A 17,150-nucleotide genomic window follows, 5' to 3' on the forward strand; every position below is an offset into this window, starting at 1 on the left:
GAACGGGGCATAAAATCGCCAGCTACTACCGGGAGAATATCAGTGGTACCAAACTTGACCGCCCTGAACTGGGACGCTTGCTGATGGACAGTCACCGTAATGATATCTTGCTGGTCGAGCAGATAGACCGCCTGACCCGCCTGAGCAACAGCGACTGGATGACGCTGAAAAAGCAGATAGAACAACACGAGCTGCGAATTGTCAGCCTTGATGCCCCCACCTCATGGCAGGCGTTGTCAGATAAAGATCCTTCGCAGGCTGACCCGATCACCTGTGCCGTTATAACCGCCATCAATAGCATGCTTATCGATCTGATGGCCGCCATGTCGCATAAGGACTGGCTGAGTCGCCGCCAGCGGCAGAAACAGGGGATAGAACGGGCGCGTACTCTCGGTAAATACCGGGGTAAGCAGGCAGACCAGGAGCGACATCAGAAAGTAATTTACCACCGGCAGGTTAAAAAACTTAGTATCCGTGAAACAGCGGAAGCCACAGGCTACAGCACATCGCAGGTTTGCCGGATACAAGCGCTTTATAAAGATAATGAATCTTCCTGAAAAGCTTGAATCACGTTGTTTATTTGCGGTCATGGCCTAATAGTTATCCCTACAACCACTTTTCGTCACTGGAGCACTGATAAAGTCCGCTGTGTGCCAGGAGCGGAAGGAGCTAATAAAAGTTTGTGTGGATCAGCGGGGAGCAGGTCACACTCAAAAACATATAATGGCATTCGTGTGATTTCTACAGATAAGCACAATATCTTTCAAAGATTCGTTTTTCTTCACAGTGCTGGGTGAGTTTATTATCACCCCTCCCATGGAGGCAGCGCCAGTTATCAATAACTAAGACCCCTCCTTCTTTCCATGTTATTTCTTTTGAGAATTCATTATAAATTGAATTGATAAAATCAATCGCCCACACGTCTTTTTTAAAGTATGGCTTCATACATGTAGGGTCATACCTGAGAATACTCTGGCCATATTCATGAGACATTTTCAATAGCCTTAAGGCTTTGCTTCTTTCAGGGTGAGACATTTTCCAAAGGATTTGTGATAACTTATTCCTTGCCGAAAGAGGAATTGAATGAATGTCCAAAACGAAAGTCGATCTGTTACTATTTTTGTTGTCAGTGCAATACAGCATAATGTATTTGGGAGGTGATGATTGGTAGGCGAAGTCAGTGTGAGGTGGGAATTTTCCATCTGAATATATGTTGCTCCATGCTCCCGGGTTATTATGATTTTCTTTTTGTGGCCTAATAAAATCCTTTGCAATATGTGAAAATTGCACTCCCGCTATTTTTTCAAATTCCTCCATAGCTATATCATGCTTAGTAAAAAAAACAAACCCCTCATTATTCAGCGTGTTTGTTATTGGTTTAAAGTTCATCATATGGAGAGTACCCGCAATCTGGTTTCCTTAGTATATTCCCACTACCATTTTGCGCATCAGGCCTGCAATCGAAGCAACCATATTTGAATTCACAATCTTTGCAGCCATCTATTTTATCTTTTGATAGTGTTGAGTATTTTTTATAGTTGGCAGATTTAATTACATCCTCGAGGTTTGAATTGATTATGTTCCCATAAGAGATGTTGCGTGTCATAATGCACGGTAAAACCTCTCCGGCCTGATTGATCGAAAACCTATCTGCATAACAATTATGAACCTGAATATTTTTACCAGGAGGTGAGTAGCCAAAATACTTTCTTTGCGGTAACGTGTTCTCTAAATTCAAAATCTTCCATTCAGTATCCTTACCTCGGCCAACTTGAGATGGTGAAGAAATCTCATAGTCAAAAACTCCCAAGCTCTCAATAAATTCAACTATCTGTTTTTTTTCTAATGTGCAATTTAATTGCCTATAGTACCCTGCGAAAACATCAATTCCAGATCGTGTCAGTTCATCTATGTTTGCGGTCGTTTTTTTCCATGACCCATTACGTTTTGTCATCGCATCATGTGTACTTTCATCTATCCCATAAAGAGACGTTCCAACTCGGATGTTATATTTTTTCAAGGTGGAGATGAATTCTTTATTAGGTGGTAACAATGTCAAATTACTGAAGATATTTACTTTTATCTCCGGATGATTATCTTTAATATAAATAATTAGTTCTTTAACCAGTCTCTGTCTTACAAGAGGTTCGCCACCAATTATGGTTATTAAATCAACACCCTGACGCGCTAGTTTTTCTATGATTATTTTCCATGACTCGAAGCTTAATTTATCACTCCTGTCAACTTTAGGGCTGGATTCAGAATAGCAATGTGCGCAAGATAAATTACAAGAGTTAGTTACCTCTATCCAGGCCTGTTTTAATCTCGAGAGTTTGAAGCTGGTTTCTTGAGTGTTAAATTCAATATCGATTTTTTGGGGGCGACCAGCACGAAAAGCCCCAAGTTTTTTTAGCGACCATATAGCGGACCAAAACTCATTTCTTGATACACCTAAACTTGAATACTTTGCAACTTTTCCAGAAGCTAGAACTTGTAAAATGTTCGCTTGCAACAATGAAATAGGCTCGACAAAGCTATGCTCTAAATTGTATAAAGCAAATCTTTTTGCCCCTTTAAGAATTCGAATGCTGTTGGATAGTCTCATACTTGCTATTTCTCTTATGTTTTAGGGCAAGTTTCAGCTTTTGGTTTACATCCTTGTATTTGCATCCCATCTCCATTATCTAATTGGCCAGGTATTATTGTGATTATATTCACTATGGAACCACTTGCCTGAGCATCTTGAATAACATTATGAAGAAATTCATAAAAATCTTCGGGCAAGCCCGTTACAATATGCGTTGTTGAATCAGTCATACACAGCCTCGATTTAAGTTTTGACCGTAATGTAGAGCATTGATTACAACTATAGTCGGTGCCTCAAACTGAGCAGCCTCTTTCTACATTTATGTGATCCTATCCACGGAAAGTCGGATCGACGCGAAGCCAGTCACTAATGTTGACTATCTCATGCCTGTGACCTACTCACTGATGATAAAAATACGACAATGTTAGTAATGCCTATCTTTGACCAAAATGCTGTTAACAATGTCCGTTCCTCGCTCACAGCGGACATTCGGCACCGTCCCCCTGTTCGATTTGAACCAGAAGCAAACATCAACATGCAACCTCGTCCAGTCATCTTCACAGCACCAGCAAGAGACAACACGATCACTGCAGCAGGAATATCTTTTCCCTCTACGCATACCCTGTTGACTTATTCTGTAAAAAGATTACTTTTTAGGACATGAAGAAAATACTCATTATTGTCCCCGATGGCGGCATGTTGTTTGAATCCGCCGGTATTGCCGACATTCTGATGCAGGCCAACCGCCTGCACCCGGAAGGCGCTACAAACGTCTGTTACCAGGTCCAGCTAGCGACAACCCAGCCGCATCAGGTAATCCATGGTCAGTCCGGTTTAAATCTACTGGCCGATCATCGTCTGCATGAGATAGACCCGCGCGAGCCTCTCGATACCATCATTATCACCGGCAGAGGTCAAAATCCGCAGGAGGGGATTGCGGTGGTTGACTGGCTGCGCCTTGCCGCTCCCCATGCCCGCCGCATTGCCTCCATTTGCGGCGGCGCGATGCTGCTGGCGCAAACCGGACTGCTGGACGGTAGACGCGCCACCACCCACTGGAAGCTACTGGAAACCATTCAGGCAGAATATCCTCAGGTGCGCGTCGAAGGCGGTCCGCTCTACATTCAGGACGAACACATCTGGACCTCAGGCGGGGTCAGCTCCGGCTTTGACCTGACGCTAGCGCTGGTTGAAGAGGACTACGGCTTCAGCCTGGCTCGCGACATCGCCCAGGACTTCGTCATGTACCTGCGCCGCCCCGGAGGCCAGCTGCAATTTAGCCGCTACAACCTTCAGCAAACCAGCACCCTGGGCCCTATTAACGATCTGCTGGCCTGGTTGCTTGAGAACCTCACCGCCGACCTTAGCGTGGACAAACTGGCGGAAAAAGTGGCCATGAGTCCGCGAAATTTCACCCGCGTGTTTACCCGTGAAACCGGCGCTTCGCCAGCGCGCTACGTCGCCGAAGCCCGTCTCGCCGCTGCCCGGCAGCGTCTGGAGCAAACTAACGAGACGCTGGAGCGTATCGCCGAACAAACGGGATTTGGCAGCAGCATTAACCTGCGGCGGCTGTTTGAAAAACAGCTCCACCTCACACCTGGTGAATATCGCCAGCGCTTTCACTGCCGTAAAATGGCGTAAAGTGATCCTTTTTTGTCATTTACGCCAATCAGTGGCCAGCCTACATTAGCTCCAGAGACAACAGATAAGGAGTTGATCATGGTAAAGGTCGGTATTAACGGTTTTGGCCGTATCGGACGCAATGTACTGCGTGCTGCACTGGGTAACCCGGATATTCAGATTGTGGCAATCAACGATCTGACAGACAGTAAAACGCTGGCGCATCTGCTGAAATATGACTCGCTGCTCGGAAAACTCGACGCCGACGTTACCGCCAGTGAGGGGCAACTGGTGGTTGACGGTAAACCCATTACCGTGTTCAGCGAACGCGACCCGGCCAATATCCCGTGGCGTGAGCGTGAAGTCGATATTGTCATTGAAGCCACCGGCTTCTTCACTGACCGTGATAAGGCGGCTGTGCATATTCACAGCGGTGGCGCAAAACGAGTGATTATCTCCGCTCCCGGTAAAAACGACGACTTAACCATCGTGATGGGCGTTAACGATGGGCTCTACTCCCCGGATAAGCACTATGTCGTCAGCAACGGGAGCTGTACCACCAATGGTCTGGCACCTGTCGCGCAGGTTCTGCACCAGCATTTTGGTATTAAGCATGGTCTGATGAACACCACCCACGCTTACACTAACAGCCAGGCGTTGCACGACCAGCCAGAAAAAGACCTGCGTGGTGCTCGCGCCGCGGCGCTGTCGATAGTGCCTTACTCCAGCGGTGCCGCAAAGGCGCTGGGCAAAGTCATCCCTGAGTTGGATGGCCGCTTAACCGGTTACTCGCTGCGCGTCCCCGTTCCGGTGGTGTCTATTGTCGACCTGACCGTCACGCTTGAGCGAGATGTGACAGCAGAAGAGGTCAATAATGCATTTCGTAACGCCGCCGCGACGGGACCGCTGAAAGGGATCCTCGGCTATAGCGATGAACCGCTCGTCTCAAGCGACTATCAGGGTGACCCGCGTTCTTCCATTATCGACGGTCTGTCAACGCTGGTGATTGGCGGCAATATGGTCAAAATTCTGGCGTGGTACGACAATGAATGGGGATTCTCAAACCGCCTCGTCGACCTGGCGCTGTTGATGGCAAGGCGTGAACGCTAACCCCAGCCCTTACACGCGCTCTAAAATCCACACCTGGCGTGGATTGAGGCTGATGGCAAACCTGCTTTAGCTATGGTACTCACATTTTGCCGGGTGGCGGCTAGCACCTTACCCGGCATACAAACCGTTTTCTGTAGGCCAGTTCAAGCGAAGCGCCGCCAGCCTTATCATCGTTACTGTGGCCATACCTGCGGAAACTCATCGGCGACCAGCGGCTCGCCGTCGCGCAGCTTAAGGCCTGGAAACGGCGGCGATGTCACCCCGCCGCGATCGGCGAAAGTGGCATCGTCCCCCACCCACCGAGCGGAAAAAACCCGGCGCGAACGCGCGGTTGAATTCCCCTTTGCCCCATGCAGCGTACGAAAATGAAACGCCACCGCATCGCCCGGCTCCAGCGCCCAGCTCACAATGTCATAATCCTCCTCATGGGCATCAATATCCGGCAGCTCTTTAAAGCGCGTGTGTGCGTAGAGCTTTGAACCGTTAAACCGCGTTGGGCTGAATTCGTCATCCCACAGATGTGAACCGCGAATGCAGCGCAGCGAAATCTCCTCCGCCACCGGATCCAGTGGGATCCATAAGCTCACGTTCTGCCGCCCTTCCACGCAGTAATAGGGCTGATCGTGATGCCACGGCGTAACGGTACTGCCGCCAGGCTGTTTCACTAGCGTGTGTTCGTGGAAAAACTTCGCCGTCTGTGAGCCCATCAGCGCCGCGGCGATTTCCGCCGCCGGAGACTGAAACACAAAATCCGTAAATTCCGGGATCCGCGCCCAGTTGCAGTAGTCCTGAAAAAATGGCGCGGAACCATCCTTTGGGATCACCGTTCGCGCATGGCCATACTCACTGGGGTTTGCCATCAGAGCAGCGACGCCGCCTGACAGTCTCTCGATCCACGGCGTAAATACGCCCTTGAGTAGCACCACGCCATCCGCCTGCCAGCGGTCGATGGTCTGTTGATCAATACGCGGGGAGTGCTGGTTTTGCATAGTCGCCATCCTGTGTTGATAAATCAGGTGAGAGAATCGGGTGTATCGGCGCGCATCCACGCGCAAAGGTTTTTCAACATCGCCATACAGCGTTCCGTCTGGGAGATGCTGATATACTCGTCCGCCTTATGGCCCTGCTCCATGCTGCCCGGCCCGCAAATGAGCGTCGCAATGCCCGCCTCATCAAACAAGCCGCCTTCGGTACCGTAGGCAACTGTTGTGAAACTGTCGTTGCCGCACCACTGCGCCAGCCAGCGGGCAAAGTCCGACTGCGGGTCGCTCAACAGTCCCGGATAGTGACTCAGCTGCTGGAAACGGATATCGCAACTCTGCGCCACCTTGCGCATCGCCGGGAGAAGCTGCTCGCGGGCATAATCGCCCAGGGCGTCTGTCACCGACTGTGGTCGGGTGCCGGGCAAATAGCGGATTTCAAAATCAAACCAACAGGATTGCGGGACGATATTCAGCGCCGCGCCGCCGTGGAGGGTTCCCACCTGCAGCGTGCCCGATGGCGGGGAAAACCGGCTGTCCTGTTGCTGCGCGAAGCTTTCACCCAGCGTATCCAGCCGGTTAATCAGCTTCGCCGCATAGCTGATCGCATTAACCCCTTGCGGAGCGTAAGCTGAGTGACAGGCGTGCCCTTCCACGCAGCAGCGCATGGCGAGTTTGCCTTTGTGCCCATAGACCGGACGCATTTCTGTCGGCTCGCCGATAATGCACAGCGCCGGTTTCTCAGCCGACGCGCGGAGAAAATCCACCAGGCTACGCACGCCCAGACAGCCGACCTCCTCATCATAAGAAAACGCCAGATGCAGTGGCATTCGCAGCGGCGCGACAAGAAACGCCTCCAGCGATGCCAGCACGCAGGCGATAAACCCTTTCATATCCGCGCTGCCGCGACCGTAATAGCGCTCGTCGCGTTCGGTCAGCGCAAACGGCGGCACCGTCCACGGCTGGCCATCAACTGGCACCACGTCAGTATGGCCGGAGAGCATCACGCCGCCGGGACCCGACGGGCCGATTCGGGCATACAAGTTCGCTTTGCGCCCTTCGTCATCATAAAACAGCTGTGATGTTATGCCGCGCGCGTGTAAAAAGTCGGCGACCCAGGCAATCAGTGCCAGATTCGACTCGCGGCTGGTGGTATCAAACGCCAACAGCTCTCCGAGGATCTCCCGTAGGCGATTACTCATCGCCTGGCACCCCGTAGGTCGGCGCTTCACGCGGGTCCAGCGCGCGGGTGATGTACGCTTCCATTTGCGGCTCATAGGCCAGCCACAAGGCTTCCAGCGCCGTCACAGGGTCCTCCTCCGCCCAGTCCACGCGTAAATCAACGACTGGCCAGGCGTAATCTTCCACCACTTTCAGCGCCGCCGAGTGCTCCGGCCCCGCTTCGCCGCCCGCGTCAATTCCCGCCTGCAGAGCCGTAATCAAACGGCTGGCCAGTTCACCGGTAGCACCTTCGAACGCCGCCGTCATAGCGATAATGACCTGCGGGTTGGCGAGCATATTTCCCGCCGCCACGCAGTTCTCTCCCTGCACCACCTGCCAGATACCCAGCGTATGCTCACCGCTGAAAACGGCGCTTTCGCCGCTGGCGTCGATCACCACCACCTGGCGATAATCACTAAACCGGTCTTCGCCCAGCGCCTGCTTCAGGGCCTGCTCCGGGGGGAGCCCCGCTTCCAGTCCGGCAAGGATCTGCGGCCCAAGCGCGGGCAGCGTAATATTCTGGCTGGCTACCGCGCCAACGCCAGGTAGCAGCCACGGGCAGCGAGCGCCGACGGCAATGCTCGACGAGCTAATCGCGATCCCTAGCTGACCTGACTCCGGGCACAAGGCGGAAATAGAAATGGTCATAACGTCCCCTGTTCATTCCAGTCATCAGGTATCACCGCCGTGACATCAATTTCCATCAGCCACTGCGGCTGCGCGAGAGCCGACACCACCACGCCGGTCGAAATCGGAAACACGCCTTTCAGCCATTTACCCACTTCCTGATACACCGGCTCGCGATACCGCGGGTCGATAAGGTAGGTCGTCGTTTTGACGATATGCGTCAGATCGCTTCCGGCCTCTTCCAGCAGTTGCTTAACGTTTTTCATCGCCTGCTCCGCCTGAGCGCGCGGGTCGCCAAGACCCATCAGGTTGCCGTCAAAATCGGTTCCGACCTGGCCACGAACGTAAACGGTATTGCCTGCGCGAACCGCCTGGCACAGATCGTTGTTGAGCGTCTGATTCGGGTAAGTCTCTTTGGTGTTAAACATCCTAATGCGGGTATGTGTTGGCATATTTTGCGTCCTCAAATCAGGCGTTAGCAGGAGGGTTGGTAGTGTTGATACTGGCGCTGAATGGCAATTTGATCGGCAATATATTTTGCATCGTGCCAGACGCCCCAGATAAAGGTTGAGCCACGACGAGAAAGCCAGGGCAAGCCAAGGAAATAGACGCCGGGTTCGCTGGAGACACCGCGATGTTGCTGCGGACGCTGCTGTTCATTAAAGGCGTTCACCTTCAGCCAGCGATAATCGGTGGTATAGCCGGTAGCCCAGATGATGCTGCGCACGCCCGCTTTTTGCAGGTCGAGTTCAGCGAGCGGTTGGGTCAGGCAATCAGGGTCGGGCAGGAAGAAGCGTGCCTCCGGCTCTTCTGGCAGTGTCAATCCGTTGCGGGCGATATAGTCATCGGCGGCATCGAGCAGCGCCAGATAGGAGGCGTCACCAAGGCGAATATTGTCCTCCAGATCGTCGCGGAAGAAGGCTTTACCCTCGGCAAAGGATTGGGTTTGGCCAACCAGGGTAATGCCCTGGTGCGCCAGTTGGCGAAAATCAACGGTATTTCCGCCCCGCGCGCCGCTGACCGCAATCGTCACGTGCTCTTTTCCAGGCTGGTTGGCTGGCGCATCCCACAGCCCTAATACTCCCAGCCACCAGCAAAAATCACGCTGACGATAGCGGCGCGGCGGGCGATCGTGTGCGCCGACGGACAACCACACTGCGCGCCCTGCCCGGCGTAACTCATCAGCGATTTGCACGCCGGAAGAGCCTGCGCCAACCACCAGCACGCCGCCTTCCGGGAGCTGCTGCGGATTGTAATATTGCGCAGAATGAATCTGATGAACTGCGCTATCCTGCGGCGCGATAGCCGGGATCGTCGGGCGCTGGAATGGCCCGGTGGCGGCGACGATGCGCTGAGCCTCGATGATTCCCTGCGATGTCTCGACACGAAAGCCCGGACGCCTGTCTAAACGTTCAGCGCTGAATACCTCAACGCCGGTGCGTATCGGGGCATTAAACGTTTTGGCATAAGCGGCGAAGTAGTCGGCGATCTGCTCTTTGGCGACAAAACTGTCGGCGTCGCAGCCAGGAAATGTCATGCCGGGAAACCGATCGTGCCAGGCGGGTCCGTTGGCGACCAGCGAATCCCAGCGCCCGCTGCGCCAGGCCTCAGCGATGCGTTTTTTTTCCAGCACCAGATGAGGAACGCCGTGATGGGTCAGATGCTCGCTCATCGCGACGCCTGCCTGTCCCGCGCCAACCACCAGGGTATCGATTTCTGTAATCTGCTCTGTCATTTCTGTGTCCTTCAAGCACGGTTGTCCGGCTATTTGCCGGAATTGACAGAACTCAGGTTAAGTAAGCGTGATGAAATGGTAAAATATTATAAAACGTTCCTCTGAATAGAAATTTATGAGGCTATATAAACAATAAAAAATAATGCTTCCTGTTAGCCAAATAAAATAATCAGACCTGATGCGGCGTTAACTCAATGCTGCGACAATAATCCATAAAGAGCTGCGTCGGGCGCGTGGGTTCATTATTTGTCAGATGCGCCATAATTAATGTGGATGCCGGCATTTCATCGGCAATATCCAGCTGCACCAGTTTTTCACCATCATAGGTTATATCGCAAAGCGGGCGGGTAACCAGTACCGAAAAGCCTAATCCCTGCCCGACCATGCAGCGTACCATTTCAATAGATGGCGAACTGTAGGCGACTTCCGGGTGATAACCTTTCTCTTTAAATATCGAGACAAAATAGTTTTTGCTGGGAACCGCATCGAGCAAAATCATCGGTTCCCGGCTTAACTCCTGTAGCGTGACGCATTTTTTCTGCGCCAGCGGATGAGACGCAGGCAACAAAGCATAAGGTTTATGCGGCGCATTCAGCAGCTCTTTATGAATGGAGTGCCCTAATTCCAGATCGTAGACCAGCGCCAGATCAAATCGTCCACGGTGCAGGCCATGCATCAGTTCGTGCTGTTCGCCATCGTAAAGCTGGAGCGTGATTTCGGGATACATTTTTTTAAACCCGGCCACCAGCTTTGGCATATACAACGGCGCAACGGATTCAAAGCAACCTACAGAAATAGTCCCGGAAACCAGCTCTTTATCCGCCCGCGAATTCTGTTCAAACTCATACGACAGCCGCAGTAGCTCTTTAGCTTTATCGTAGAAACGCCGTCCGCCAGAGGTCAGGGAAACGCCCTGCGCATGATGGCGGATAAACAACTGCTGGTCGAAAGTGCTTTCAAGGTTTTTAATCGCAATCGAGATTGATGGCTGAGCAATGTGCAGCTGGCGGGAGGCCTCGGCAATACTCTCCGTTTCCACCACCGTCACGAAATACTTTAGCTGTTTGAGGGTAAATCGGTTCATAGCGTCACCATTGATAAAATATTGTCTTACTGCAATCAGGCTTAGTTTTCCGATATGCAACCTGCAAGCCTCGTGCCATACCGATTTTGATTAAAATATTGATTAGCCAGTCACTAACTCTATTTCTTCGCTTCTTATTTCTCGGGCGACATTTACCGAATTGCACCATAACGTCTCGCACTGCACCTTATTGGCCCACTACGCGCCCCAATATTGCGCAAACTCTCATTTCAGTGGAAATTCAGTTTAAAAATAACAGTGATTGTTTTTAAGTTGTTTCAAAGCTGTTTCTCATTAATTGCGTTAAATTACTTAAGGTTAATATTGCTGTATAGTTTTTTTAAACTTAAAGACCAAAAATTTACTAATTGCCTCCAGTGGAATACTGCCAGCATAGTGTCATTGCAATATGAACGCTGGCGACTCCCCATTTTAGAACATTGGAATCGCCTTAATTTCCGTTAATGATGGCGAGTGAAATAGCCCATGACGTTTAACTGGAACTATATGTTAAGCCTGCTCAGCGATGTCGACTTTTGGCAGGCCACCTGGACCGTCATCAAATTAAGTTTGCTGACCTGGGCTTTCAGTATTGTGCTGGGATTTATTCTGGCGCTGGCAAAACAGTCGCCGCGCAAGCTGTTTAATGTGCCTGCCCGCCTCTATATCTGGCTGTTTCGCAGTATGCCGCTGCTGGTGCTGCTGATTTTTGTCTACAACATGCCCCAGGCGCTGCCGTCATTTGCGCCGGTGCTGAACGACCCGTTCTGGGCCGGGCTTCTGGCGATGGTACTTAGCGAGGCAGCCTACATCGCTGAAATCCATCGCGGCGGGCTGCTGTCAATCCCGAAAGGGCAAAGCGAAGCCGCCCGCGCGCTCGGGCTGCGCTATGCCGGAACCCAGTGGCGGGTGGTGATCCCGCAGGCGCTGCGCGTCGCCCTGCCTGCATTGGCCAATGAGTATATTGCCATCGTCAAGCTCAGCTCGCTGGTATCGGTCATCTCTCTGACCGAAATCTTAATGGTCGGCCAGCGCCTCTATTCGCAGAATTTCCTGGTGATGGAGACCATGGCGGCGGTGGCGTTTTATTACATCCTGATCGTCACGGTCTTTGATTTCCTGCTCAAACGCCTGGAAACCTGGCTCGATGTCACTCAGCGCAAAACCACGCGCCCGGTGGATGAGGAAATGCAGCGACTGGCGACGGTCCGGCGTCCGGCGATGGCCCGCAGCGTCAGCGTGGCGCAGGAACCCGCGCTACAGGCCTCAAAACTGCATAAAGCCTATAACAATGTCGAAGTGCTGGGCGCGGTCAGCCTGCAAATTCAGCCCGGTGAGGTGGTTTCCGTAATCGGCCCGTCTGGTTCCGGTAAAACGACGCTGATTCGCCTGCTAAACGGCCTTGAGCAGATCGATAACGGCGAGATCAAAATCAACGGACAACCTTTTATTCACCTGGATCGACAGGGACAACAGAAACCGCGTTTTATGGAGAACAGCGAACATCGCCAGAATATCGGCATGGTATTCCAGAGCTTCAACCTGTTCCCCCACCTGACCGTTCTCGACAACCTGCTGCTGGCGCCGCGCTATCACCATCTGGCCAGCGAAAGCGAGCTGAAACAGCACGCCTGCGAACTGCTGCATAAAGTCGGCATGCTGGAACACACGTGGAAGTATCCGCATCAGCTTTCCGGCGGCCAGCAGCAGCGGGTGGCGATTGCCCGCGCGCTGATGATGCGCCCGCAAATTATGCTGTTTGATGAACCCACCTCGGCGCTGGATCCGGAAAAAGTTAACGAGGTGCTACAGGTTATCGAATCGCTGGCTCATGAAGGCATCACCATGGTGATCGTCACCCATGAGATGAACTTTGCCTTCAAGGTTTCCGACCGAATTGTGTTTATGGAAAAAGGTCGCGTGGTCTGCGACGACACGCCTGCGGCAATGCGCGACGGCCAACACCCGCGCGTGGATGCCTTCCTGAAAGATGTCTCTTTGGCTTAACGCCTCCGTTCCTCAAAGGAGAAGATTATGATTGCGCAGTGGCAAATCGAACAGTTTCATCAGCAGGGTTTTCTGGTCGTCGAAGAGGTGCTTAACGCAGAGGAAGTCGCCCTGTTGCAAGCCGATTTCGACGCCTGGGTCGAAGAGAGTCGGCAGCATAGCAAAGTCTGGGGGGAAACTCTCGACGGTCGACCGCGTTTCGATCTGGAAAGCGATCACGCGGCCCACCACCCTTCGCTGCGCCGGGTAAGTTCACCCACGGAGATTTCCGCCGCCTATCGCCACGCCGCGCTAGATTCAAAGATGGCGGCGATTGCCGGTCAGCTTATCGGCGGCAGCGGAACGCGTTTTCATCACAGCAAAATAAACTCCAAACTGCCGCACACCGCAACGCAGGTAAAATGGCATCAGGATTTTCTGTTTACCCCGCACAGTAACGACGACATCATCACCGCCCTGCTAATGGTCAGTGAAGTGACGCCGGAAAATGGCCCGCTCAACGTGGTGCCGGGCAGCCATAAGGGACCGCTGTGGTCCCACTGGCAAAACGCGCGCTTTACCGGCTCGGTGGACCCGCAGGTTGAAGCGGCCCACTGCCAACAGCCGCAAGCCTGTTTTGGGCCATCGGGATCGGTATGTTTTATGCACACTCGCCTTCTCCACGCCTCCAGCCCGAATGAAACCGACCTGCCGCGTACGCTGTTTATCAGCGTGTATGCCGCAGAAGACGCCCTGCCGTATGGCGAAAATCCGCTGCCCAGCATTCATGCCGGGCAGATGGTTGCCGGTGAAGAGAGCGGCCTGGTGCGCAGTACCGTTAATCATTTACGCCTGCCGCAAAAACCGCGCGGTGCATCCTTTTTCGTTCAGCAGGCCGGTACCGATCGCGCCAGCATGTAATTTGCCCACTCCCAGGAGGTTGTATGAAACGTATTAATGCTTTGCGCCCTGCTGCCCTGCTCCTTTGCGCCACCGGAGCCCTGGCGTCCTTTAGCACGCAGGCCTTCCAGCAGCCTGGAAAAATCACCGCGGGTTCAGATATGACCTTTTTCCCGTATGAATATATGGAAAACAACAAACCCGCCGGATTCGACATCGAGTTCCTTGCCGGACTGGCGAAAACTATGGGCCGCGAGGCGGTGAATATTGATACCCGTTTTCCGAATTTAATTCCGGGCTTACAGGGCGGGCGTTTTGATATCACCAACTCGTCGATGTACATCACCGCCGAACGTCTGAAGGTTATCGATATGGTGCCCTATCTGAAGAGCGGCGAAGCAATCCTCGCGCTGAAAGGCAGTGATTATCAGCCGAAAACGCCGGAAGAGTTTTGCGGCCACAAAATTGGCTCCATGGGAGCCACCTCATGGCTGGCGCAATTGCAAAAGCTCTCCACTGATTACTGCGTGAAAAAGGGCCTGAAGCCGATTGCGCTCAGTGAATACACCACCGACCCGCAAACCACTCAGGCGTTGCTGTCGCGGGCGGTAGAGGCGCAAATCACCGATGCGGCGGTGGCGCGCGGTGTCATTGATAAGCTTGGCGAGCGGGTGATTATCTCATCGGAAACCCTGATTTACCCGGTGCTGAACGGTTTTGGGGTGAAAAAAGGCAACAGTGAGGTGAAAACCGCACTGGAGGAAGGCCTGAAGAAATACAGCGCCACGCCGGAATACGCTGCGTTGCTGAAGAAATACAACTTCCAGGCACCAACGAAAGAGGATCTGCAAACCCTGATGCCAAAAGCGGAGTAATTATATGGCCCGGTCTTATGAAGAACAGACGCGTATCGACCTGGCGGCAACCTTTCGCATCATCGCCCATCTCGGGATGCACGAGGCGGTGGCCAACCACTTTAGCGCGGCCATCTCGGCGGACGGCAAAAAGTTCCTGCTGAACCCGAAGTGGAAACACTTTTCGCGGATCCGCGCCAGCGATCTACTGCTGCTGGATGCTGATGATAAAACCTGCGCCCATCGGGCGGACGTAGACGCCACGGCGTGGGCGATTCACGGGCAAATCCACCAGCGTCTACCGGAGGTGCGGGTGGTGCTGCACCTGCATCCGGTTTACACCACCAGCGTGGCTTGCCTGGAGACGCCGCATATCCCACCGGTCGATCAGAATACAGCGCGCTACTTTAACCGCGTTGCCGTCGATACGCTTTATGGCGGCATGGCAGACACCACGGCGGAAGGCGCCCGACTGGCATCGCTGCTGGCCGATAAGCGCCGACTGCTGATGGGCAACCACGGCGTGCTGGTAACCGCCACGTCTATTGGCGAGGCATTCGATGATATCTGGACGCTGGAGCGCGCCTGCCAGATTCTGGTGACCGCCTGGTCAACGGGGCAGCCGCTGAAGCAACTCTCTGATGAGGTGGCGGAGAAAACCGCTCAGGATTGGGAGGGTATCGCCGACTTTTCACGTCAGCATTTCGAAGAGATGAAGCAGAAAATGATCGACGCCGATCCGTCGTTGCTGGACTGACGGCTTATTCCCGGAGAAAGGCGCCCGGTGGCGGCTGGCGCCTTACCGGGCCTACGGGGTCGTGCCGGATTCGAGGCGCCGAGCCGTGGGTTTTGCCACCGACCTGACGACAGAATCCGCTAATTGCGCGCGTTTGTAACCCCGGTAAGGCGTTAGCCGCCACCGGGGAAAATACCGCTAATACCGCACGCAAACCGATTTCGTTTCACACCAGTCATTCAGCCAGTCCGGGCCGAAATCGCGGCCGGTGCCGGACTGCTTCATGCCGCCGAACGGCAGGTTGGCGTCGATCAGCGTATGGCTATTAACCCACACGGTACCCGCCTGTAGACGGTCGGTGTAATTCAGCGCCTGCGTCAAATCACGCGTCCACACGCTGGCGGTCAGGCCGAAATCGCTGTCGTTGGCCAGCCGTAGCGCTTCTTCCCCGTCGGCAACGCGCACCAGGTTAACCACCGGGCCAAACACCTCTTCACGAGTCAGGCGCAGGTTTGCATCTGGGTTAATCACCAGCGTCGGCGGGATGTAGAAACCCTGCGCATCCGGGCCGACGTTGCCGCTGATCAGTTCCGCGTTATGCCGGCGGGCTTCGTCGAGATAAGCCGCCACTTTGGCGCAGTGCGCCTTCGACACCACCGGGTTAATCTGGGTGCTTTCCAGCATCCCAGGCCCCACCTGCATCGATTTCACCGCTTGTTCAAAACCACTTACCAGCGTATCGAACAGCGGCGCTTCGATATAAATCCGTGAGCTAGCGGCGCAGACTTGCCCCTGATTAAGGAAGCTACCGGTCATCAACCCTTCAATCACCCACTGGGGATCGGCGTCTTTGAGCACGATAGCCGGGTTTTTACCGCCTAATTCCAGGGTTACGCGGGTCAGGCGGTCAGCCGCCACGCGGGCAATCTGTTTACCGGTGGCGGTCGAGCCGGTAAAGCTCACCTTCGCCACCTGCGGATGTGAAGTCAGCGCCGCACCGCACTCGGCGCCGCTGCCGGTGACAACGTTAAAGACACCGTCCGGTATGCCAGCCTCGGTCGCCAGTTCCGCTACCCGCAGCAGGGTTAGCGGCGTGGTTTCCGACGGTTTAATGACAATAGAGCAGCCAGCCGCCAGCGCGGGCATCACTTTCCACATGCCAATCATCAGCGGGAAGTTCCACGGCACGATCCCGGCCACGACGCCAACCGGTTCTTTTTTCGTCCACGCCTGATAACGCGCCCCCTGTGGGAACGGAATAGACACATCCAGAGTTCGCCCGCTTATTTTAGTGGTCAGCCCGGCGGTATAGCGCATCCAGTTCAGGGTGCAGCCCACTTCAAAGGCGCGGGAAATATTAATCGATTTCCCCTGTTCAAGGGTCTCCAGTTGCGCCAGCTCCTCGCCATGCTGTTCAACCAGGTCGGCAAAACGCAGCAATATGCGTTCGCGATCCGCAGGCGTGCGCCCGGCCCAGCCGCGGGAGACAAACGCTCGCCACGCGGACATCACCGCGCGGTCAACGTCTGCGGCACTGGCATCCGCCGTGCTGGCGATAGCCTCCCCGGTGGCCGGGTTCCAGACGGTTAAGCGCTTTTCGCTCTCTGCCGCCTGCTGTGCCCCGTCGAGGTACAAACCATGCTGTCTGTCTAAAAACTGCTGCACGCTGGCAAGTAGCGCGACCTGTGATGTGGACATACCCCTTCCTTA

The 17,150-nt window shown here is 53.8% G+C and carries 16 protein-coding genes and 1 pseudogene; 7 read left to right on the forward strand and 10 right to left on the reverse strand.

All coding sequences use genetic code 11. The features are described from left to right. Nucleotides 1-5: 5 nt before the first annotated feature. A pseudogene (locus DA718_RS15690) lies at nt 6-557 on the forward strand (recombinase family protein); the annotation flags it as partial. Nucleotides 558-741: 184 nt separating this feature from the next. Here the strand turns inward: DA718_RS15690 and DA718_RS15695 are convergent. Genes DA718_RS15695 through DA718_RS15705 form a run of 3 tightly spaced genes read right to left on the reverse strand, consistent with a single transcriptional unit; the run spans nt 742 to nt 2,817 of the window. Continuing rightward, the gene (locus DA718_RS15695) at nt 742-1,392 is read right to left on the reverse strand and encodes a TauD/TfdA family dioxygenase (RefSeq protein WP_112215706.1); all 651 of its coding nucleotides are present in this window, start codon (nt 1,390-1,392) and stop codon (nt 742-744) included. After that, complete coding sequence (locus tag DA718_RS15700; protein WP_112215705.1) at nt 1,379-2,605, reverse strand: radical SAM/SPASM domain-containing protein; 1,227 nt, start codon at nt 2,603-2,605, stop codon at nt 1,379-1,381. The genes DA718_RS15695 and DA718_RS15700 overlap by 14 nt, the downstream gene beginning before the upstream one ends. Before the next feature lie 14 nt (nt 2,606-2,619). Then, a complete protein-coding gene (locus tag DA718_RS15705) occupies nt 2,620-2,817 on the reverse strand; it encodes a hypothetical protein (protein WP_130624387.1) in 198 nt (65 codons plus the stop codon). Between the two features lie 430 nt (nt 2,818-3,247). Here DA718_RS15705 and DA718_RS15710 point away from each other — a divergent pair, with 430 nt between their 5' ends. Both DA718_RS15710 and gap read left to right on the forward strand, forming a co-directional pair. After that, complete coding sequence (locus tag DA718_RS15710) at nt 3,248-4,228, forward strand: GlxA family transcriptional regulator (protein WP_112215704.1); 981 nt, start codon at nt 3,248-3,250, stop codon at nt 4,226-4,228. 78 nt (nt 4,229-4,306) lie between these two features. Continuing rightward, nucleotides 4,307-5,317, forward strand: a complete 1,011-nt coding sequence (gene gap, locus DA718_RS15715; RefSeq protein WP_112215703.1) for a type I glyceraldehyde-3-phosphate dehydrogenase — start codon at nt 4,307-4,309, stop codon at nt 5,315-5,317. Between the two features lie 173 nt (nt 5,318-5,490). Here gap and DA718_RS15720 read toward each other — a convergent pair whose 3' ends face one another. The 6 genes from DA718_RS15720 to DA718_RS15745 form a co-directional block, all read right to left on the reverse strand. Further along, the gene (locus tag DA718_RS15720) at nt 5,491-6,306 is read right to left on the reverse strand and encodes a phytanoyl-CoA dioxygenase family protein (RefSeq protein WP_112215702.1); all 816 of its coding nucleotides are present in this window, start codon (nt 6,304-6,306) and stop codon (nt 5,491-5,493) included. 23 nt (nt 6,307-6,329) lie between these two features. Further along, nucleotides 6,330-7,499, reverse strand: a complete 1,170-nt coding sequence (gene argE, locus DA718_RS15725) for an acetylornithine deacetylase (protein ID WP_112215701.1) — start codon at nt 7,497-7,499, stop codon at nt 6,330-6,332. Continuing rightward, a complete protein-coding gene (locus DA718_RS15730) occupies nt 7,492-8,166 on the reverse strand; it encodes a DUF1028 domain-containing protein (RefSeq protein WP_112215700.1) in 675 nt (224 codons plus the stop codon). The genes argE and DA718_RS15730 overlap by 8 nt, the downstream gene beginning before the upstream one ends. Next, the gene (locus DA718_RS15735; RefSeq protein WP_112215699.1) at nt 8,163-8,597 is read right to left on the reverse strand and encodes a RidA family protein; all 435 of its coding nucleotides are present in this window, start codon (nt 8,595-8,597) and stop codon (nt 8,163-8,165) included. Before DA718_RS15735 ends, DA718_RS15730 begins: the two co-directional genes overlap by 4 nt. Before the next feature lie 23 nt (nt 8,598-8,620). Continuing rightward, complete coding sequence (locus DA718_RS15740) at nt 8,621-9,880, reverse strand: flavin-containing monooxygenase (RefSeq protein ID WP_112215698.1); 1,260 nt, start codon at nt 9,878-9,880, stop codon at nt 8,621-8,623. Between the two features lie 169 nt (nt 9,881-10,049). After that, the gene (locus tag DA718_RS15745; RefSeq protein ID WP_112215697.1) at nt 10,050-10,964 is read right to left on the reverse strand and encodes a LysR substrate-binding domain-containing protein; all 915 of its coding nucleotides are present in this window, start codon (nt 10,962-10,964) and stop codon (nt 10,050-10,052) included. Between the two features lie 486 nt (nt 10,965-11,450). On the opposite strand from DA718_RS15745, the gene DA718_RS15750 reads away from it, so the two are divergent. Genes DA718_RS15750 through DA718_RS15765 form a run of 4 tightly spaced genes read left to right on the forward strand, consistent with a single transcriptional unit; the run spans nt 11,451 to nt 15,461 of the window. Further along, nucleotides 11,451-12,971 carry an amino acid ABC transporter permease/ATP-binding protein gene (locus tag DA718_RS15750; RefSeq protein ID WP_112215696.1) on the forward strand — a complete coding sequence of 507 codons (1,521 nt, stop codon included), beginning with the start codon at nt 11,451-11,453 and terminating at the stop codon, nt 12,969-12,971. A 27-nt stretch (nt 12,972-12,998) separates the two neighbouring features. Next, nucleotides 12,999-13,871, forward strand: a complete 873-nt coding sequence (locus tag DA718_RS15755; protein ID WP_112215695.1) for a phytanoyl-CoA dioxygenase family protein — start codon at nt 12,999-13,001, stop codon at nt 13,869-13,871. Nucleotides 13,872-13,894: 23 nt separating this feature from the next. Then, nucleotides 13,895-14,725, forward strand: a complete 831-nt coding sequence (locus DA718_RS15760) for a transporter substrate-binding domain-containing protein (RefSeq protein ID WP_112215694.1) — start codon at nt 13,895-13,897, stop codon at nt 14,723-14,725. Between the two features lie 4 nt (nt 14,726-14,729). Beyond that, complete coding sequence (locus DA718_RS15765; protein WP_112215693.1) at nt 14,730-15,461, forward strand: class II aldolase and adducin N-terminal domain-containing protein; 732 nt, start codon at nt 14,730-14,732, stop codon at nt 15,459-15,461. 177 nt (nt 15,462-15,638) lie between these two features. Here DA718_RS15765 and DA718_RS15770 read toward each other — a convergent pair whose 3' ends face one another. After that, a complete protein-coding gene (locus DA718_RS15770) occupies nt 15,639-17,138 on the reverse strand; it encodes an aldehyde dehydrogenase family protein (RefSeq protein ID WP_112215692.1) in 1,500 nt (499 codons plus the stop codon). Nucleotides 17,139-17,150 lie beyond the last annotated feature (12 nt).

This window comes from Klebsiella huaxiensis, assembly GCF_003261575.2.
In the GTDB taxonomy this organism is placed as follows: Bacteria; Pseudomonadota; Gammaproteobacteria; order Enterobacterales; family Enterobacteriaceae; genus Klebsiella; species Klebsiella huaxiensis.